Below are 18,847 nucleotides of genomic sequence, written 5' to 3' on the forward strand. Positions count from 1 at the left end.
GGCAGCATAGTGCAAGCAGGAGGGCGGCGTTCAGTCGCTTCATGCGGCGGCGCGGGTCTGGCGGTCGGCGCAATGCGGGCAGCGCTGACCGGGGATGTAGTCGGCGGATTGCTGTTCTTCCGGTGTCACCACCGCGCGGCAGGCGAAGCACTGCTTGGGGCCGGCCGGCAGCAGCTGGGCATTCAGCGCGGTGCGGTGGTCGAAGACGAAGCAATCGCCATCATAGTGCTCGCCGCCGACTTCTTCGAAGTACTTCAGGATGCCGCCTTCGAGCTGGTACACCCGTTCGACGCCGATCTTCTGCATGTGGATCGCCGCCTTTTCGCAGCGGATGCCGCCGGTGCAGAACGACACGACGGTCTTGCCTGCGAAGTCGTCCTTGTGGGCGGCAATGGCCGGGGGGAATTCGGTGAACTTGGTGATGCCGTAGTCGACAGCGTTGCGGAACGTGCCGACCGCGACTTCAAAGCCGTTGCGCGTATCGAGCATCACCACGGGGCGGCCTTCATCGTCGTGGCCCTGGTCGAGCCAGCGCTTGAGGTCGGCCGGCGAAACCGATGGCGCCCGTCCGTCTTCCGGGCGGATCAGCGGGTGGCGCATCGTGATGATTTCCTTCTTCAGGCGCACCAGCAGGCGACGGAATGGCTGGTGGTCGGACAGGCTTTCCTTCGGGTTCAGATCGGCAAAGCGGGGGTCGGCGCGCAGCCAGCCGACGATGCCGTCGATAGCCTCGCGCGTGCCGGCCAGGAAGATGTTGATGCCCTCGGGGGCCAGCAGCACGGTGCCCTTGAGCTCGCGCGCCTGGCACTCGGCCAGCAGGGCGGGGCGCAGGGTTTCGCGGTCTTCGAGCGTGACGAATTTGTAAGCGGAAATATTGACGATCTGCATGTGCTGCCGCGCCGCTTTTCAGGCGCTTGGATAACCCGTTGATTCGTAAGCCGAAATTATAGCCGCCCGCGCAGCGGTGCGGGGCTGCCGCAGGCCGGGCGGGCGTGCTCGGAATGCTTTGCGGAAGGTGTCACCCGGTACAATACGCGGATGAATTCGCCGCGCTTCGTCCACCTCCGTCTCCATTCCGAATACTCCGTCGTCGACGGCAACGTGCGCCTTGACGATGCCGTCAAGGCCGCGGCCAAGGACGGCATGGGCGCCCTCGCGCTGACGGACCTCGCCAATGCGTTCGGCCTCGTGCGCTTCTACAAGGAAGCGCGCGGCAAGGGCATCAAGCCCATCGTGGGCGCAGACGTGTGGATCACCAATCACGACGAGCGCGACAAGCCGAGCCGATTGCTGCTGCTGGTGCGCAACAAGCAGGGTTATCTGAACCTGTGCCAGCTGCTGGCGCGCGCCTGGCTGTCCAACCAGCACCGTGGCCGCGCCGAAATCGCACCCGAGTGGTTCGACGAGCCTGGCGTGGAGGGCGCGCCGCTGGCCGGCGGCCTGCTGGCGCTGTCGGGCGCGATGGGCGGCGATATCGGCATGGCGCTGGCCAACGGCAACGAGGCGCTCGCGCGCAAGCTGGCAACGCACTGGTCGCGCGTGTTCCCGAACGCGTTCTACATCGAGTTGCAGCGCGCGGGCCACGCGGGCACCGAGGCCTACATCCAGCAGGCCGTGAAGCTGGCGGCGGCGATGCACCTGCCCGTGGTTGCCACGCACCCGGTGCAGTTCATGACGCCGGACGACTTCACCGCGCACGAGGCGCGCGTCTGCATTGCCGAGGGCGACCTGCTGGCCAACCCGCGCCGCGCGCGTCGCTTCACGACCGACCAGTATTTCAAGACGCAGGACGAGATGTGCGAGCTGTTTGCCGACATCCCGTCTGCGCTTGCCAATGCGGTGCAGATCGCGCAGCGCTGCAACCTCACGCTCGAGCTGGGCAAGCCCAAGTTGCCGCGGTTCCCGACGCCCGACGGCATGTCGCTGGACGACTACCTCGTCCAACTGGCCAAGGAAGGGCTGGAGAAGCGGCTGGAGGTGCTGTTCCCCGACGAGGCCGTGCGCGAATCGAAGCGGCCCGAGTACTACGCCCGCCTGGAATTCGAGACCGGCACCATCATCAAGATGGGCTTCCCGGGCTACTTCCTGATCGTGGCCGACTTCATCAACTGGGCCAAGAACAACGGCGTGCCGGTGGGACCGGGCCGCGGCTCGGGTGCCGGCTCGCTGGTGGCCTATGCGTTGGGCATTACCGACCTCGACCCGCTCAAGTACAACCTGCTGTTCGAGCGCTTCCTGAACCCGGAACGCGTGTCGATGCCCGACTTCGACATCGACTTCTGCCAGCACGGCCGCGACCGCGTCATCCAGTACGTGAAGGAGAAGTACGGCAAGGACGCCGTCTCGCAGATCGCCACCTTCGGCACCATGGCGGCCAAGGCTGCCGTGCGCGACGTGGGCCGCGTGCTCGACCTCGGCTACAACTTCGTCGATGGGGTCGCCAAGCTGATCCCGTTCAAGCCGGGCAAGCTTGTCACCATCGAAGAGGCCAAGAAAGAAGAACCGCTGCTGGCGGAGCGCGAAGCCAACGAAGAAGAGGTCAAGCAGCTGCTGGAGCTCGCGCAGCGCGTGGAAGGCATGACGCGTAACGTCGGCATGCATGCAGGCGGCGTGCTGATCGCTCCCGGCAAGCTGACCGACTTCTGTCCGCTTTACACGCAGGGCGGTGAAGACGCCGGCGTCGTGAGCCAGTACGACAAGGACGACGTGGAAGCTGTCGGCCTGGTGAAGTTCGACTTCCTGGGCCTGACCACGCTGACCATCCTCGACTGGGCCGAGCGCTATATCCGCATGCTCGACCCGTCCAAGGCGGACTGGAATTGCAGCCAGATTCCGCTGAACGACAAGGCGGCGTTCGACATCCTGAAGACGGCCAACACGGTGGCGGTGTTCCAGCTGGAAAGCCGCGGCATGCAGGGCATGCTGAAGGACGCCAAGCCCGACCGCTTTGAAGACATCATCGCCCTGGTGGCGCTGTATCGCCCGGGCCCGATGGACCTGATCCCGAGCTTCTGCGCCCGCAAGCACGGTCGCGAGAAGGTCGAGTACCCCGACCCGCGCGTCGAGCCGGTGCTCAAGGAGACCTACGGCATCATGGTCTACCAGGAGCAGGTGATGCAGATGGCGCAGATCGTGGGCGGATACTCGCTCGGCGGCGCCGACCTGCTGCGCCGTGCGATGGGCAAGAAGAAGCCCGAAGAGATGGCGCAGCACCGCGAGTTGTTCCGCGCGGGCGCAGCCAAGGACGGGCTCTCCACCGAAAAGGCCGACGAGATCTTCGACCTGATGGAGAAGTTCGCCGGCTACGGTTTCAACAAATCGCACGCGGCCGCGTATGCGCTGCTGGCGTACTACACCGCGTGGCTCAAGGCGCATCACCCGGCCGAATTCATGGCGGCCAACATGTCGCTCGCCATGGACGACACCGACAAGGTGAAGATCCTCTATGACGATGCGGTCGGCAAGAACGGTCTGAAGGTGCTGCCGCCCGACATCAACGCGAGCCAGTACCGCTTCACGCCGACCGACGCCAAGACCATCCGCTACGGCCTGGGCGGCATCAAGGGCAGCGGGCAGGGCGCAATCGAAGACATCCTGCGCGCGCGCGAAGACGGCCCGTTCAAGGATCTGTTCGACTTCTGCGAGCGTGTGGATCGCCGCCAGGTCAATCGCCGCACCATCGAAGCGCTGGTGCGCGCCGGCGCCTTCGACAGCCTCAACGACAATCGCGCGCAGCTGCTCGCCTCGATCGGCCTGGCCATGGAAGCCGCCGAACAGAAGGCTGCCGCCGCCAATCAGGTCTCGCTGTTCGACCTGATGGGCAGCGACGACGCCGAGCAGCATCGGCCCGAACTCGTCGACGAACCGGCGTGGACGACCAAGCGCAAGCTGCAGGAAGAAAAGCAGGCGCTCGGCTTCTATCTCTCTGGGCACCTCTTCGACGAGTACCGCGACGAGGTGCGCCGTTTTGCACGTACGACGCTGGCCGATCTCGCCCGCGAGGTGACCGACAAGGGCAGCGGTGGCGGCTACGGCAACCGCGATGCGCGCAACAAGACCGTGGCCGGCGTGATCGTCGGCCTGCGCACGCAGATGACGCAGCGCGGCAAGATGCTGATCGTCATGCTCGACGACGGCTCGGCCAGCGAAGCGACCGAGGTGACGGTCTTCAACGAAGTCTACGAAGCCAATCGCGCACTGTTCAAGGAAGACGAAGTGCTGATCGTGCAGGGCAGCGCGCGTCACGACATGTTCACGGGGGGCGTGCGCGTGACGGCCGAGACCGTGATGGATCTGACCCAGGCGCGTGCGAAGTTCGCGCGGGCGATCCGCCTGTCGATGAACGGCGATTCCACGGCCGCCAGGCTGCGCGACCTGCTGACGCCGCACGTGGCGGCCGACGGCAACGGCGTGTCGGTGCGCATCAGCTACGTGTGCGAGCAGGCGCGCTGCGAAGCGGTGCTCGGAGATGCATGGCGCATCGTCCCCAGCGAGGATGCGATCGCCGCCTTGCGCCAGGCGTTGGCGGCGGAGAACGTGGCAACGCTCTACGAGTAGTCCGGAGATGGCGCGCGGGGGCGCCATCGGGGGGACGCACCCCCGCACGACTGCACTTCACACAATTACGACGACAACTTCCATGAACGTTGGAATCTCGTGCAACGCGCTGGGCTACAGCGGCGGCAGTGAGCGCTATGCGATGGATCTGGTTCGCGGGTTGCACGAGCGCGCCATCCGTCCCGTGTTCTTCGCCAAGATGGTCGACAAGGCCATTCCCGAGTATCACCAGGTCAAGGCGGTCGCCTTGCCCACGCGCAAGCTGCCGGGCAAGCTGAACGACCACGCCTTCGGCTGGCTGGTGCGCCATCTGGCCAAACGCGAACACGTCGACCTGATGATCGGCTGCAACCGCACGGGCGCGTCTGACATTGCCATCTGCGGCGGCACGCACATCGGTTATCTGAAGAGCTTTCCCAAGCCGGCCGCGTTCTGGGATCGCCAGCAGATCGCGCTGGAACGCCGCGACTACGTGCGTTCGCACGTCATCGTCGCGCATTCGCGCCTGATGGCGCAGGAGGTGCTCGATTACTACGACATCCCCGAGGCCAAGGTGAAGACGGTGTACCCGCCGGTGAGCGAGGCAAAGTTCCGGCCTGTGGGCGAAGCGGAGCGCCAGCGCTTGCGCCATGAGCTCGGGTTTGCCGAGGACCGCGTGACTTTCGTGTTCCCGTCGTCGAGCCACAAGCGCAAGGGGTATCCGCTGCTGGAAGCGTTCTTCTCCAAAACGAACCTGCCGGTGCAGCTCGTGGTGATCGGGCGGCCGGTGTCGTCGTCCTCGCCGAATATCCGGTATCTCGGCTATCGCAAGGACATCGAAAACGTCTACCGCGCGGCCGACTACACGATCCTGGCCTCGCATTACGAGCCCTTCGGACTGATCGGCGTGGAGTCCGTGCTCTGCGGCACGCCCGCAGTGTTGGCGAGCAACATCGCCTGCACCGAGGTGATTTCCGACGAAGGCGCACCGACCTTCGACGTGAACGATCCTGCCACGCTCGCGCGCACAATCGAAGCCGCCGTTGCACGTGCGCAGGCCGGCCAGGCACGTCTTGCGCACCCGCGCGAGCACTTGCGCTACGACCCGGGGGTCGCCGCGCATATCGATGCCTTGCTGGCCCTGGCTCCCCACGCGGAGACCGACCGATGAGCGCCGTGGTACGACGTGGCCGGACGCTGGTTCGCAGCGTGCCGGAGGTGCTGGCCGTGGTCGCGATCGCCATCCTGCCCGCCTTCATGCTGTCGGTGCGTGGCGCGGCCTTTCTCGCGTTTTCGCTGCTGCTGGCAGCCGCGCTGTGGTCGATGCTTGCGCCGCCCGCTGATGTGATGTCGCGCCTGCGCGCCATGTGGCGCGAGCACCGGTGGCTGATACTCGCAATGGCCGCCATGCCGACCGCCATGCTCATCAGTGCGCTGCTGAATCCGCAAGCGCCGCGCGGCGTTCCGTTTGCCTATGGAAGGCTCTGGTTGTTCGGGTTTGTACTGCTCGCGCTGCTGCAGCTGCGGCCAACACAGTTGCAGAGCGTGCAATGGGGCTGCGTGGCCGGGGCATTGGCTTCAGTGGTCTGGGCGTATCTCGAACTGCGTAACGCCCGTCCGGATACGGTCGGCGCGTTTTCCAACGCCATCCCGTTCGGCAACCTGTCGCTGCTGATGGGGCTGTTTTCCCTCATCTCGATCGGCTGGTCGAAGGGCGATGGTTGGCCGCTGACGGTGCTGCGCCTCGCGGCGGGCGCGGCGGGGCTCTATGCGTCGTACCTGTCGCAGTCGCGCGGCGGCTGGATCGCGATTCCGGTGCTCCTGCTGATCGCCGTAGCGACGCTGCGGCACGTGAGCTGGCGGAAGCGGGTGGCGGCCTTGCTACTGTTCTTCGCTGTGCTTGCCGCGGTCTGCGCGTCGTCGAGCCTCGTTCGCACGCGTTTTGATCAGGCCATGAACGACATTCGCGCCTATCAGGCCGGGCAACTCGACACCTCGGTCGGCATCCGGTTTCAACTGTGGAAAGCCGCAACCCTCATGTTGACCCGCCACCCGGTTGCCGGCGTCGGTCGGGGCCGGTTTGAGCCCACGCTGAAGGCGATGTCCCAGGAAGGCGTGATCACGCAGCAGGCCTCGGGCTTCGAGCATGCCCATAACGAGTTTCTATACAATGGCGCCACGCTCGGGGTACTCGGTCTTGGCGCGCTGCTGGCGTTGTACTTGGCGCCCGCCGCTTACTTCCTGCGCGCTGCACTGTGCGATGACCGCATCCTGCGCACCACCGGTGCGATGGGCCTCACGCTATGCGTGGGCTTCGTGCTCTTCGGGCTGACGGAGGTGATGTTCATCATCGCGCAGACCGTGGTGTTCTATAGCGTCATGGCGGCCGTCTTTGCCGCGCATATTCACCGGCGCCGGCAGGAGCTTGGCGCCCATCCTGTCCTCTGAGATCGTCTTTCGCATGCCTGCTTCCAACCGCGCCACGCTGGCCGTCATCATCGTTGCCAAGAATGAAGCCGCAGACATTGGTGACTGCATTCGCTCGGTGCGCGACTGGGCCGACGATGTGATCGTCTTCGACTCCGGCAGCACCGACGGCACGCAAGAGATCTGCCGCCAGTTGGGCGCGCGCGTATTCGAAACCGACTGGCCGGGCTATGGCGAACAGTCGAACCGCGCCTTGCGCGAGGCACGCACCGACTGGGTTCTTTCACTGGACGCCGATGAGCGCGTCAGCCCCGAACTGCGTGCGGAGATGATCGCCGTGCTCGAGTCGGGCAGCTCGCACACCGTGTATTCGATGCCGCGCAGTTCCAGCTTCTGCGGCCGGTTCATGAAGCACTCGGGCTGGTGGCCCGACCGCATCCGGCGCTTCTTCAAGCGCGAGAAGGTCACGTTCTTCGATGCGCCGGTGCACTCGCACCTGATTTTCGAGGGTACGGTCGGCGACTTCCGCTCGCCGATCATCCATTACTCCATTCCCGATCTAGAAGCGGCGCTCGACAAGGCCAACGATTATTCGACCGCCGGTGCCGCGGCGGCTTACGCCAAAGGCAAGCGTGCATCGCTGGGTAGCGCGATCGGCCACGGGCTGTGGGCGTTCATCCGCACGTACATCATCCAGCGCGGGTTCCTCGATGGGGCGGAGGGCTTCATGCTCGCCGTGTCGAACGCCGAGGGCACGTACTACCGCTATGTCAAGCTGATGATGCTGCATCGCCATGGCAAGCGCTGAGCGCCCGCGCCGCCTCGCCCTCGTTGTCACGACGTACAACCGGCCGGAGGCGCTCGCACGCGTGCTGGCCGGGTGCGCGGCGCAGACCGACACCGCATTCGATGTGATCGTCGCCGATGACGGTTCGCGTGACGATACACGCGCGGCCGTGGAGGCGGCTGCCAAGACGGCGCCGTACCCGTTGCGCCACGTCTGGCACCCCGATGACGGCTTCCGCGCGGCGGAAATCCGCAACCGCGGTGTGCTGGCAACGGACGCGGACTACCTCGTCTTTCTCGACGGCGACTGCGTCCCGCGCCCCGACTTCGTGGCGCGTCATCGGGCATTGGCCGAGCCGGGCCGGTTCTTGTCCGGCAGCCGCATCCTGCTCGATGAGGAAATGACGCGTGAAGTTGTGGCCCACCAGATCGATATTCATTTGAAGGACCGCGCGTACTGGTTCCGTGCGTGGCGCGCCGGCCGTATCAACAAGTTCCTGCCGTTGCTGGTGCCCGGCCTTCCCGCGCCGCGCACGTTCCGCGACACCAGCCTGCGTGGCATCAAGAGCTGCAACCTGGGCGTATGGCGCAGCGATTTCGAGCGCGTCAACGGCTTCGACCAGAGCTTCGTCGGCTGGGGTCACGAAGATGCGGACCTGGCAGTGCGGCTGTACAACGCCGGTGTGCGGCGCAAGCGCGGCTTCTGTGCGACGGAAGTGTTCCACCTCTGGCATCGCGAGCAGTCGCGCGAGCAGGAAAGCCCGAACTACCGCCGCATGATGGCGCGCAGGAACACCGATGTCATCCGTGCAGAATCGGGCTTGGCAGAGCTGCGTGAACAGCGTGCCTGACTGGCAGAGACCTGCGTCTACCAGGTCTTCTTCTGCTTGGCCAGGCCCAGGAATGGCCGCACGAAGATCTGGTAGAGGAACTTGCGTACCAGGATCTGGTGCAGGTGATGGCCGAGTCCAAGGCGATCATCGGCTTCGCGGCTCTTGATGGCGCGATCGGCTTCCAGGTTGGAGCCGCTGTCGAAGTTCTGCACGCCAATCACGTACGGCACCACCGCGCGCATCTGCACGATGCCTTCACGCTCGAACTTGTACCAGTAGTCGGCGGCAAGCCAGACGGGATAGAGCTGCTCGACCATGCGCCTTGCCGCCGCCCGCGTGACGAAGTAGCCGTGCGCGAGCCACTGGTAGTTCGCGAGCTTCACCACGTCGTGATGCGCCGTCAGCGGCCTCGCGCTCCGCTTGTAGTAACGATCGATGTGGGTGAGAAGCGTCACGACCGGCTCGTCGGGCGAGACCTGCTGCGCCAGCGCGTCAAGTACGGCAGGAACATCGGCGCCGAGCTTTGCGTCGTCTTCGAGGATGAGGGCGTGCGGCAGGTCTTGCTCCAGCATCGCGCGGTAGACGCCGAGGTGGCTCAACGCGCAGCCGACTTCCCCGACGGTCAGCTCGCGGCTTTGCGCGAGGGCGCGGGCATGATCGTACTGGCGTGCCAGTTCTTCGGGCGGAAGTGCCTTCCCGTACACCCCCGGAAAGCGGGTATGCGGCAAGCCGAGTGCGTCGAGCTGACGCTCCAGTGCCTCGCGGCGCCCTACGTCGTGATCGAGGTTGATGAAAAACGTGGGGACGCGCGAAGTCATGCGGAAAGGGCTGGTGCCAAGCTGGGCCGGGGTGGTCGATTGCCGCTAAAATGCCGGGTCGCCTCGCTGCCGGATGGCAGTGCGGGCGGCGCATCTTGCCGGCAGCCAGGTCGCAATGCGATGCAAGCTGCCCACCCACCTTTGAAAACGCCGTGAGTATACAAGCAAAGTCCGATCACCCAGCCCCCTCCAAGCCGATGCTCAAGCGGCTGTGGACCTACCTGCGCCCAGAGCTCACCGCGTTCATCCTGGCCATGGTCGCCATGGGCGTGGTGGCTGCCACTGAAGGGATCATCCCCAAGGTCGTGAAGGATCTGCTGGACCAGGGCTTCGGCGGCGAATACGCCGGCAAGCTGTGGCAGGTGCCGGCCATGCTGGTTGGCATTGCCGTGGTGCGCGGCGTGGCGCAGTTTGCGTCCACGTACCTGCTGAGCCTGGTGTCGAACAAGGTGCTGCTGAACCTGCGCATGACGATGTTCGAGCGCCTGCTGCAGGCGCCCGCGTCGTTCTACCAGCGCAACACGGCGGCGTCGATCATCAATGCGGTGATCTTCGAGGTGAACCAGGTGCTGCAGGTGCTGACCGGTGTGTTCATCACGCTGGTGCGCGATTCGATGACGGTGCTGGCGCTGCTGGTGTTCCTGTTCTATACCAACTGGCGCCTGACGCTGGTGGTGGCGGTGATTCTGCCGATCATCGGCCTGCTGATGTCGCGCATCAACCGCCGGTTGCGTTCCCTGAACCGTGAGAGCCAGAACCTGACCAACCAGGCCGCCTACGTGGTGGAAGAGGCCGTGGGCGGCTACAAGGTCGTCAAGCTGCACGGCGGCGAGGCGTATGAGTCGCTGCGCTTCAACGCCATGACGAATCGGCTGCGCGGCTATGCCATGCGCGTGGCGGTGGCCGGCGGCCTGAACCAGCCGGTCACGCAGTTCCTGGCGGCGCTGGCGCTGTCCATCATCCTGGCCATTGCCATGCTGCAGGCGCAGGCCAACCAGACCACGGTGGGCGGCTTTACCGGTTTCGTGATGGCGATGCTGCTGCTGATCTCGCCGCTCAAGCACCTGACTGACGTGAACCAGCCGCTGCAGCGCGGGCTGACTGCCGCCGAGTTCATCTTCGGACTGATCGACACGCCGGTCGAACCGCAGGAAGGCGGCAAGCGCATTGACCGCGCGCGCGGCGACATCCGCTTTGACGACGTCACGTTCCGCTACGGCCACGACGGCAAGGCAGCGCTCGACAGCATCGACCTGCACGTCAAGCCCGGCGAGGTCGTCGCGCTGGTGGGGCCGTCCGGCAGCGGCAAGACCACGCTGGTGAACCTGCTGCCGCGCTTCTTCGATCCGACCTCGGGCACGATTTCGCTCGACGGCGATGCGCTGGCTGATCTGTCGCTGCACGACCTGCGCCGCCAGATCGCCTTCGTGAGCCAGGACGTGGTGCTGTTCAACGACACCATCGCCGCCAACGTGGCCTATGGCGCGCGTGATGCGTCGGAGATCGACATGGCCCGCGTGCGCCGCGCGCTCGAGGCTGCTTACCTGACCGATGTGGTGGACAACCTGCCCGAGGGCATCGACACCAACATCGGCGACAACGGCTCGAAGCTCTCCGGCGGCCAGCGTCAGCGTCTGGCGATCGCACGGGCGATCTACAAGGACGCGCCGATCCTGATCCTGGACGAAGCGACTTCGGCGCTCGATTCCGAATCCGAGCGCCAGGTGCAGGCCGCACTCGAACGCCTGATGGAGGGCCGCACGACGCTGGTCATCGCGCACCGCCTGTCGACGATCGAAAATGCCGACCGCATCGTCGTGCTTGAGCACGGCAAGATTGCCGAAGCTGGCACGCACCGCGAACTGCTCGAGCGCGATGGGCTGTATGCTGGATTGCATCGTATCCAGTTCGCCACCCAATAAGCGTTGCCCCGGGCGGCGTGCGCAGGATGCTCAAACCAAAGGAGACATCATGACGACCACCACGCCCCCCATCAGCCGGTTCCCCGTTCCTGAACTGGCCGACATTCCTGAAGACATTCGCGCACGCATCCTGGAAGTGCAGGAGAAGACCGGCTTTGTGCCGAACGTCTTTCTCACGCTGTCGCATCGGCCCGACGAGTGCCGTGCCTTCTTCGCCTATCACGATGCCCTGATGCTGCGCGAGGGCAGCAGCTTGACCAAGGGCGAGCGCGAGATGATCGTCGTGGCCACCTCGGGCGCCAACCAGTGCCTGTATTGCGTGGTCGCGCACGGCGCCATTCTGCGCATCTACGAAAAGAACCCGCTCGTGGCGGACCAGGTTGCAGTCAACTACCGCAAGGCCGACATCACGCCGCGTCAGCGCGCGATGCTCGATTTTGCGATGAAGGTCTGCACCGCCTCGCACACCGTCACCGAGGCCGACTACGACGCGCTGCATGCGCACGGCTTTGATGACGAGGACGTCTGGGACATCGCCGGCATCACGGCCTTCTTCGGACTGTCGAACCGCATGGCGAACGTGATCTCGATGCGGCCGAACGATGAGTTCTTCCTGATGGGCCGACTGCCGCGCGACAAGCGGTAGGGCGGTAGTCCGCTCAGGCCGCCAGGGTGCGCAGCGCTTCGCGCAGCTTGACAGCGGGGCTCGGCAGGAAGCCGCGACGGCGCCGGAATGCCGTGAGCGTGCGGCGCGATATGAGACCGGGAATGGGCAGCGGTTGGATCACGCCGGCGCGGCGTCCGGCGTCGATCATCGGTTCGGCCACCCAGGTCAGAAAGCCGGAGTGCGTGACCCGGTTTTTCAGCGCCGTCACCGAGCGCGTTTCCGCCACAATGTTCGGGAGCCCCAGACCGGCGGCCTCGAACACCTGCCGCACGTGCTCGAATGGGGCGGTTCCGCGCGGTGCAACGGCCCAGGGCACCTCCAGCGTATCGCAAGGGTCAGGGCAGGGGCGCTTGCGCAGCGCGTGCCCGGGTGAGGCCACCGCACAGCCCGCGTCTTCCCAGCGGCAATCTGCGATCGCCACGATCTCTTCCGTATCGGGCATCGCCATGGACAGCGCGAGATCGATCTCGTGTTTGACCAGCCCTTCGGCCAGTCGGTCCCACACTCCCCTCCAGAATTTCCACACCGGCTTTGCCGCCGAGCTTGCGTGTGTCGATGCGTGTGGTCAGGTGGCGAGGACAATGCTCTGTTACGGCAGCAGAATGACATGTCGCTGACGACTTCGCGCTTTCACCGAGATGCCCCCGCATCAATCATCGTGTGCCCAGCGCTCCACGAGATCGGCAGGAATCGCCTGAAACACTTCATCAAAACGCTTGCCGCTGAGCCGTTCCGCTTGCTTGAGCAAAAGCCCCACGGGGCTGCTTGGCTCATGCGCCTCAAACCAACTCCGGGCGGCGCGAATGGAGGCGAGGGCGGCACTGCGATCCATGACGGTCTCAGGTGGGTTGCTATCAAGCGACGTTGCTAGCGGGGTCTCGACGGTGGCGCCGGCAAGGCCTTGCTGGCCAGCCGGCGCGCGTTCCGTAACCGGAAGCGCTATCACGGCAGATGCACCCGGTGGCACCGCGCCAGTCACCGTATCCAACAGCCGCAACAACGTACCCAGGTCCGGATAGTCGTCCGGCAGATGAAGTCGCGCCCAAGAGTCGATCGATGACGCAAAGGCTTGGGCTTCATCCAGCGCGGACATTGTCGCGCTGTCTTGTTTGCGTAGTGCGTGGAGCTGCTGCTGCACCGACTCTGGTTCCAAGGCATCTGACGCGCGTGGAATGCTCAATGATCGCTCGATGTCACGCACCCGTAGGCGCAGCGCACCGTTGGGTGGGATCGCCAGGTCCCGCACGTCCTGCACCAGCCCTTGCGGGTCGGCCAAGGCGGCCAGCGCGTTAGCGCGCACGGCGGGGTCGGGCTCACCGTCCACCACCAGTTGCGGATGGATGGCTTCTGGCCATGTCTCAAGCAATCGCGACAGGATCGCTAACCCGTCCCGCAAACCAATTGCCTGGTCCAGCCGGACCCGGCAGCGCACCAGCAGCACGAGGATACGAATATCGCGCGTGCGCAGCAGCAAGCGACGGCAATCTCGCTCGACTTCCGTCCAGTTGATTGCCTCGGGAGGACTTACAAACTCACCATACTGAGCGTCCTGCTTAGGGATGACCTTGCTTTGCAGAAGAACGAACTCGGGGTCATATTCCAGATCGTTCCCGCACGGATGCGCTCCGGAGACCGGCGCCAACAGCTCGGGGAAGATCAGGGCAGGGAGCGCGGGCTGCGCGTCGTTGGTTTTCTTGCTGAAGAACATGTGGTGTAAGCGGTGGCAACTGTGCCAGTGCCATGTAGTCAATCCGATGGGCGAAGGGGTGTCGACGGAGCAACTCAGTGCTTCGCGTACTGCTCCGGCTCAAACACCATGCCCGTAATCGCTCGGCTGCGATCAGGCTCGCCCAGCCAGGTCGACCACCCCAGGCGTTCCGATGAGCCGAGCACGGCTGGCGGAGCCGAGTCAGGAATCACCTGCAACTCCACTTCCCACACGAACTCGTAGCCAACGAACGAGCGCACCCATTCGATCAGCACCGGCAAGTCCCGTCCATTGGGCGTGAAGTCCAGATACTGCTGCAGACTCAATGGCCCGATAACGAGCCGGAACTTGTGCTGCCGATCCGGCACCATCTCGCCCAGCATGGCACCTTGCCCCATCATGCTTGGTGCGCCCGGATGCCCCAACTGAGAAAGCTCCTCCGGGTCAACCGCGATCCAGTGCAGCACAAACTCCTCAAGGCACACTGGCACGCCAAAGAAATGGGCCAGCGTCGCGGCAATGCCGTCAGGGCTGCGCGATTCGCGCACGTGGTGCGCGCTGGCAGCCAACCGCGCGTGCGGCGGCAATGGGCTCCCCGCAATCTCGTCTGTATCGGACCCCGCCAGCCACCCGACATAACGCGAGAACACCTCGGCATCCGGGCGATCCAGCCCCGCCGTAGACTGTGAGTGAGCCCATGCCTGATAAAACTGCGTCAGTGCCCGATGGTGGAACAGGTCTAGGAAATCCGCCGTGGTGCTGTCACGGTGCGCTTCCGTGTGTTCCCGTACGATCTCCGTGAAGTGGAGCGGCAAGGCACCATTCGGCCCCAGCATGCCCAGCCCGAACAGCTGGATCCTGAGCTTGCCCTGCACTTGCCGCAGTTGCGCGATCTCACGCGGCGCAAACGTCAGAGATGCCAGTTGCCCGATCCGGAAATGCTCATCCTGTGGCCGGCTTGCGTGGCCAATCGGCGGCAAATCCGGGCGATGCGCTGCCAATTGCCGTAACAAGCCCAAGAAGCTCAGCCGCCACGGCGCGTGTTCCGAAGCTGGCGTCGCGTCCATGGAGGGTGAGCCCGTTGCCGGCGGCGCGTTGTCGTCAAGGCCTCGGTACATGGCTACACCGTGCTCCGCGTGCCCATGCGCACCGGCCAGCGATGCACCAACCCGCGCTGAATGGACGTCAACTCAGTCTGTGTAAACGAATTCACAGACACATGCCGCGCCAGAAAATGCTCCAGTACGACGCCAAAGAGGTAGGGGCTGATGCCCGAGAACCCGGCTTCGTCCACGGACAACTGACATTGAACTCCCCGACCGTAGATGATGGGGCCGTTCCCCGGCAATCGCCGCGTCACAGGCCGGACCTGTGTGCCAATCAAACTCGCGATTTGGCGTTGCTGGGCCGGGCTGTCACTGGCAACAAAGAGCCGCAGCATATCGCGCAAGCCCTGGCCGCCTTCGCGGTGGTCGAGATCGGTTAATGACAGGTAGTTGAACCCCAACTGGCGGATCAATCGCCAGGCCATTTCCCCTTCTGCGAAGGGCGCGCGCGGCGCAGAAGGCGGACGAACCAGACCGACGCTCGCGACCGGCACGGAGTCAGGTGCACGCAGGTCGTCACGGCCGTTTCTTGGAATCAGACTGGGTAGGTCGCGATTAGTGACCAATGCCTCAACGGACAGATGTCGAAGCGTATCCGGGTAGGGGGCCTCGTTCTGGTCAACCAGAGACAGGAACACCTCGGTGCCGACGTAGGCGGTGCGCGTTCCGTACTTGCGTGCTTGATCCGAAGCAAGGCGGCGTTCTCTACGGACGGAGAAGTACCGCCCGTGGTTGCCTTCGTCTCCATTCAGCGTGGCAAAGAGCGGGCGGAAGTCCACCGTTTCACTGTGTTCGGCCTTCTGCCCGTAAATGCTCTGGACAGAGTAGATCTCGAAGTCGAGCGGCAGGGTTCGATCTGGCACCATATGAAACTCAGCCCTGCCGCGATGAACCTCAATGCGGTCAGTCCGCTTCGGAAAAAGGTTCACAATTGGTGCGCAATACAGCGCGAACTGGTTTGCATCGACATGGGCGGCCAGTTGGTCCGCAGACTTCGACAACAGCACAACGATCTCGGCCTCGGTCCCCTCGATCCTGGAAAGCCCGGCAGCCAGGCCGTTCAGCGCGAAGAAATAGAATCGCTGCGGGCACGAGAAATACTCGTGTACGAGGTTGTGTCCGTGGAACTTGTTCCAAGCCAGTGGCAACGCGCTCTCATTGGGAGCGAACCCAACTAGGGATACGGCATTCTGAGTGACCGCCGAAGGTCGATTTCCCATTGCGCTTGGTTGCCCGATCAGCGAGACTGCCCCAGCGCTGTGGATGAGCTCGAAGAGATGGCTGGCGATCTGTTCATCGCCACGCAGATAGACGGCGAGGGATTCAACTGGAGGAAGTTGTGCAAAGGTAATGTCACGCTTGATGCGCAGGCGCAACCGCAGCGCACCCTGCACGGTGACGTGGGCCGGCACATAGCGTTCCAGCCCAGGGATGTCAGGCGGGATGCCCGTCAGCCGTGCCCCGGCAATTTCAAACGGCCAGAGCTGTACGTCTTGGGTGGTGCGGAACTCGCAAGCCGTGGTTTCGCCGTCAGGAATGCGCGCTTTCAGCGTTGTGCCCCGGGGCACAATGACTCCCCGGGCGAAATCGCCCTGTTTCTCGCTCGGATGAAACTGCGCTACCGCCATCGCTGGCGTAGGCGTCACGTAGTTGGGATAGATGACCTCCAACAACCGCTGCGTAAAGCGCGGGAACTCCGCATCCAGCTTGATCTGCGTACGCGCGGACAGAAAGCAGAATGCTTCGATGAGCCGCTCGACATAAGGGTCGGCCACCTCGTGCCCGTGCATGCCTAGTCGCTTTGCGACCTTGGGGTGCTGGCTAGCGAATTCACTGGCCAGTTCGCGCAGGTAGACGAGTTCGCGGTTGTAGTAATCGAGCAGTTGAGGGTCCATCGGGTCAGCCCGCCTGAATGGATTTGACAGAAATGCGGCTGGATTCCAGATCGAGGGAGCTTTGCGCGGTAAACGCCATCGGATACGGGTCCATGTGGATCAGCCCGCTTATTTCGAATAGCAGCACGTTGTAGCGGTGCGGAGCGTCTTCCTTCTCCAGCGGCGCAACGACCAAGCTGCTGGGAATCAAGCGGGGCTCGAAGTCGAGAATGGCACGCCGGATGATGTCGACAATGTCGCTCCACTTGTGCTCGGACAGATACGTCCCAGCGACGGCAGGCACACCGTAGTTGATGGTGGAGCTCGCCGCCGCAGCGTATCGGCTTCTGTCGACCTCGTCTTCGCGGTTGGTTGTATTCAGCAGGAATGTCAAGTCACGCTGGATGATGGCCCGCATCTGCGAGCGTGTCACCGCATACTCAGATGGGCTCTCCGTCTGCCGCTGCGGTGCGTCATCACGCAGCCGATCGAACAGCGTCGGTAACAGTTGCGTGTTGGGGCGCCGGGGTGTGCAGTGCTCACTCATGCGCGTCGTCCAGAATCAGGCTCGAAACATCCAGCAGCCCGACGTCACCCGCGCTCGTCATCCAGGTCTTCTGACCCAGTGCCACGACGCCGGTCTGGCCAACCTCCGACCAATGCGTCTCGCGCGCCAGTTTGAGCGCATCACCACCGTGTTCGGAGCCGGGGTAGCGCGCGGGCGTGAAGCCTCGGCAAACCGTACCATCCGCCAGCGTGAGCGTTGCGGAGCGCCAGACCAGATCCAGCAAGCCAGCCACCGGCACCATCTCCAGCTTGCGCATCTGCGCAAACGGCAGCCAGGCATATCGGCCACCCGAGACGATCTCGAAGGTCGGGCCGAAGCGGGTATCGCTGTCCGTGATCCAGACAAACCGCGTCCCGTCGAGCACACCACGACTCTCCACAACCTCGGAGAACGCTTGCTGCCGGCAGTGATCCGCGCCGTTCACATCACCCGCCTCGGCGAGCGCAAGCGCATTGCGCAGCGGTGTCATCCAGTCTGGCGCTGGCAATAACGCCCCCGGCTCACGCGCACCTTTGATGACATCACACCGAAACACCTCGGCCCGGATCAAGTCCCGGTACACGCGCGCCGTCTGCGCAAAGTCCGGCATCAACTGCGTCGCCACCTGCAACTGCTTGAGCGCGCGCGGCCAATCGCCCATCACGCACAGCCACTGGAACAACTGCCAACGCTCCGCAAACGCACCAGGCTGCTTGAGCACGCGCATCTCCGCGTTCTGCAGCGCCTGGGCCACCGAACCACGCTGCTGCAAAGCCGCAGCCAGACCCGATGTTGAGGCAGGCTCCAAGAGCGAGGTATCAGTCGTCATGAGAAGTCGGCTCCTGTTGTTGTTCCGGGGCGGGGTGATAGGCGCTATCCATCGCAACCAGGTGATGCTCCCGCTTGGTCAGCGCCGCCGTGATGCCACGCCGCTCGGGTATGGAAATGTCGCCCGCAAAGAGATGCAGTACGTCCGGCATCGCGGGCGCCGCAAACAAGGGGGTGTCGAGGGAGTCGGGCCCGCCGATCAGACTTTCGATTCGTGCCGGGCGCGCCAGCAGGTCCTGCAGGCTCACGTCTTTGGCGGATGCACCCGCTGCCATTTGGTCATCCGTGTGGCCAGCAGGCTGCGCAAGCTCGCCTTTGGGCGAGGCCAGATGCCAGTTGGCATTCGCGAGCTCCGGGTTGCGCAGCACAGCGTCGGCTTCGCGGCTCAGCAGATCCAGAACGTCGGTGGATTCGGTCGCCGCATCAGTCACAGCAGGAAGAGGCGTCGCCCAATGGGGGCGCAGGATCGAGAACGGGTCATTCGCACCTGGCTCGCAGAGCCGAGCCTCACTCGTTGGCACCAGGTCGTCGAGGATCCCACCCGCTGAAGGATGGCGTTGCTGGTTGCTCATGTCCACGCCCACTTTTTCTCAGAAAAACGGCGCCGATCATAGACGAAAACCACTGAAGGAAGAAATACTAAAAAATATCATCTTCTGTTTTTTGATATCAGAATTAAGCTCTATTGGTGTCTTGTATAGAATTCTTCTCATCATTTGCTGATCCGTATGAGCTTTGAATTATTAGTCAACGAATTCTGTTGCCATATGTGCAAATTATTGTGATTTTTGCGCC

Annotated in this window: 15 protein-coding genes and 1 pseudogene; 7 read left to right on the forward strand and 9 right to left on the reverse strand. The window is 64.0% G+C overall.

From position 1 onward, the window contains the following. Nucleotides 1-39 precede the first annotated feature (39 nt). Nucleotides 40-888, reverse strand: a complete 849-nt coding sequence (locus KHN96_RS10750; RefSeq protein ID WP_062738315.1) for a sulfurtransferase — start codon at nucleotides 886-888, stop codon at nucleotides 40-42. Between the two features lie 150 nt (nucleotides 889-1,038). Here KHN96_RS10750 and dnaE point away from each other — a divergent pair, with 150 nt between their 5' ends. The 5 genes from dnaE to KHN96_RS10775 all read left to right on the forward strand — a co-directional run bounded on the left by dnaE (nucleotide 1,039) and on the right by KHN96_RS10775 (nucleotide 8,600). Then, the gene (dnaE, locus tag KHN96_RS10755; RefSeq protein ID WP_062738316.1) at nucleotides 1,039-4,557 is read left to right on the forward strand and encodes a DNA polymerase III subunit alpha; all 3,519 of its coding nucleotides are present in this window, start codon (nucleotides 1,039-1,041) and stop codon (nucleotides 4,555-4,557) included. A gap of 82 nt (nucleotides 4,558-4,639) precedes the next feature. Next, nucleotides 4,640-5,707: a glycosyltransferase family 4 protein gene (locus KHN96_RS10760; RefSeq protein WP_062738317.1), complete on the forward strand. Its 1,068-nt coding sequence runs from the start codon at nucleotides 4,640-4,642 to the stop codon at nucleotides 5,705-5,707. Further along, nucleotides 5,704-6,984, forward strand: a complete 1,281-nt coding sequence (locus KHN96_RS10765; RefSeq protein WP_062738318.1) for an O-antigen ligase family protein — start codon at nucleotides 5,704-5,706, stop codon at nucleotides 6,982-6,984. The genes KHN96_RS10760 and KHN96_RS10765 overlap by 4 nt, the downstream gene beginning before the upstream one ends. 13 nt (nucleotides 6,985-6,997) lie before the next feature. Further along, a complete protein-coding gene (locus KHN96_RS10770; RefSeq protein ID WP_062738386.1) occupies nucleotides 6,998-7,771 on the forward strand; it encodes a glycosyltransferase family 2 protein in 774 nt (257 codons plus the stop codon). Then, nucleotides 7,758-8,600 (forward strand): glycosyltransferase family 2 protein, encoded by an 843-nt coding sequence (locus KHN96_RS10775; RefSeq protein ID WP_062738319.1) that lies wholly within the window; start codon nucleotides 7,758-7,760, stop codon nucleotides 8,598-8,600. Before KHN96_RS10770 ends, KHN96_RS10775 begins: the two co-directional genes overlap by 14 nt. A gap of 17 nt (nucleotides 8,601-8,617) precedes the next feature. Here the strand turns inward: KHN96_RS10775 and KHN96_RS10780 are convergent, their stop codons facing one another. Next, entirely contained in the window at nucleotides 8,618-9,400 is a 783-nt protein-coding gene (locus KHN96_RS10780) for a glycosyltransferase family 25 protein (RefSeq protein ID WP_062738320.1), read from the reverse strand. A gap of 197 nt (nucleotides 9,401-9,597) precedes the next feature. Between KHN96_RS10780 and msbA the strand changes: the two genes are divergently transcribed. Both msbA and KHN96_RS10790 read left to right on the forward strand, forming a co-directional pair. Continuing rightward, nucleotides 9,598-11,322: a lipid A export permease/ATP-binding protein MsbA gene (msbA, locus tag KHN96_RS10785; protein WP_062738321.1), complete on the forward strand. Its 1,725-nt coding sequence runs from the start codon at nucleotides 9,598-9,600 to the stop codon at nucleotides 11,320-11,322. Between the two features lie 49 nt (nucleotides 11,323-11,371). Continuing rightward, nucleotides 11,372-11,968: a peroxidase-related enzyme gene (locus KHN96_RS10790; protein WP_062738322.1), complete on the forward strand. Its 597-nt coding sequence runs from the start codon at nucleotides 11,372-11,374 to the stop codon at nucleotides 11,966-11,968. Between the two features lie 13 nt (nucleotides 11,969-11,981). Here the strand turns inward: KHN96_RS10790 and KHN96_RS10795 are convergent. The 7 genes and pseudogenes from KHN96_RS10795 to KHN96_RS10825 all read right to left on the reverse strand — a co-directional run. Then, nucleotides 11,982-12,497, reverse strand: a pseudogene (locus KHN96_RS10795) (LysR substrate-binding domain-containing protein); the annotation flags it as partial. Between the two features lie 141 nt (nucleotides 12,498-12,638). Next, nucleotides 12,639-13,697 carry a type VI secretion system protein TssA gene (locus KHN96_RS10800; protein ID WP_115043866.1) on the reverse strand — a complete coding sequence of 353 codons (1,059 nt, stop codon included), beginning with the start codon at nucleotides 13,695-13,697 and terminating at the stop codon, nucleotides 12,639-12,641. Nucleotides 13,698-13,771: 74 nt separating this feature from the next. Beyond that, nucleotides 13,772-14,815, reverse strand: a complete 1,044-nt coding sequence (gene tssG, locus KHN96_RS10805; RefSeq protein ID WP_115043868.1) for a type VI secretion system baseplate subunit TssG — start codon at nucleotides 14,813-14,815, stop codon at nucleotides 13,772-13,774. Between the two features lie 2 nt (nucleotides 14,816-14,817). Beyond that, nucleotides 14,818-16,698, reverse strand: coding sequence for a type VI secretion system baseplate subunit TssF (tssF, locus tag KHN96_RS10810; RefSeq protein WP_115043870.1), 1,881 nt, complete (start codon nucleotides 16,696-16,698; stop codon nucleotides 14,818-14,820). A gap of 4 nt (nucleotides 16,699-16,702) precedes the next feature. Beyond that, nucleotides 16,703-17,224: a type VI secretion system baseplate subunit TssE gene (gene tssE, locus KHN96_RS10815; protein ID WP_115043872.1), complete on the reverse strand. Its 522-nt coding sequence runs from the start codon at nucleotides 17,222-17,224 to the stop codon at nucleotides 16,703-16,705. After that, on the reverse strand, nucleotides 17,217-17,978 hold the full coding sequence (locus KHN96_RS10820; RefSeq protein WP_244855863.1) for a type VI secretion system accessory protein TagJ: 762 nt from the start codon (nucleotides 17,976-17,978) through the stop codon (nucleotides 17,217-17,219). The genes tssE and KHN96_RS10820 overlap by 8 nt, the downstream gene beginning before the upstream one ends. A gap of 64 nt (nucleotides 17,979-18,042) precedes the next feature. Then, the gene (locus KHN96_RS10825) at nucleotides 18,043-18,624 is read right to left on the reverse strand and encodes a TagK domain-containing protein (protein ID WP_147282529.1); all 582 of its coding nucleotides are present in this window, start codon (nucleotides 18,622-18,624) and stop codon (nucleotides 18,043-18,045) included. Nucleotides 18,625-18,847 lie beyond the last annotated feature (223 nt).

The organism is Ralstonia mannitolilytica, from assembly GCF_905397375.1.
GTDB classification, from domain to species: Bacteria; Pseudomonadota; Gammaproteobacteria; order Burkholderiales; family Burkholderiaceae; genus Ralstonia; species Ralstonia mannitolilytica.

Bases quoted from the DNA above. Each gene is read 5' to 3' on its own strand.
- KHN96_RS10790 (WP_062738322.1), top strand. From the start codon at position 11,372: ATGACGACCACCACGCCCCCCATCAGCCGGTTCCCCGTTCCTGAACTG.
- KHN96_RS10750 (WP_062738315.1), bottom strand. From the start codon at position 888: ATGCAGATCGTCAATATTTCCGCTTACAAATTCGTCACGCTCGAAGAC.
- KHN96_RS10765 (WP_062738318.1), top strand. From the start codon at position 5,704: ATGAGCGCCGTGGTACGACGTGGCCGGACGCTGGTTCGCAGCGTGCCG.
- KHN96_RS10825 (WP_147282529.1), bottom strand. From the start codon at position 18,624: ATGAGCAACCAGCAACGCCATCCTTCAGCGGGTGGGATCCTCGACGAC.
- dnaE (WP_062738316.1), top strand. From the start codon at position 1,039: ATGAATTCGCCGCGCTTCGTCCACCTCCGTCTCCATTCCGAATACTCC.
- tssF (WP_115043870.1), bottom strand. From the start codon at position 16,698: ATGGACCCTCAACTGCTCGATTACTACAACCGCGAACTCGTCTACCTG.
- KHN96_RS10760 (WP_062738317.1), top strand. From the start codon at position 4,640: ATGAACGTTGGAATCTCGTGCAACGCGCTGGGCTACAGCGGCGGCAGT.
- tssE (WP_115043872.1), bottom strand. From the start codon at position 17,224: ATGAGTGAGCACTGCACACCCCGGCGCCCCAACACGCAACTGTTACCG.
- KHN96_RS10800 (WP_115043866.1), bottom strand. From the start codon at position 13,697: ATGTTCTTCAGCAAGAAAACCAACGACGCGCAGCCCGCGCTCCCTGCC.
- KHN96_RS10780 (WP_062738320.1), bottom strand. From the start codon at position 9,400: ATGACTTCGCGCGTCCCCACGTTTTTCATCAACCTCGATCACGACGTA.
- KHN96_RS10775 (WP_062738319.1), top strand. From the start codon at position 7,758: ATGGCAAGCGCTGAGCGCCCGCGCCGCCTCGCCCTCGTTGTCACGACG.
- msbA (WP_062738321.1), top strand. From the start codon at position 9,598: ATGCTCAAGCGGCTGTGGACCTACCTGCGCCCAGAGCTCACCGCGTTC.
- KHN96_RS10770 (WP_062738386.1), top strand. From the start codon at position 6,998: ATGCCTGCTTCCAACCGCGCCACGCTGGCCGTCATCATCGTTGCCAAG.
- tssG (WP_115043868.1), bottom strand. From the start codon at position 14,815: ATGTACCGAGGCCTTGACGACAACGCGCCGCCGGCAACGGGCTCACCC.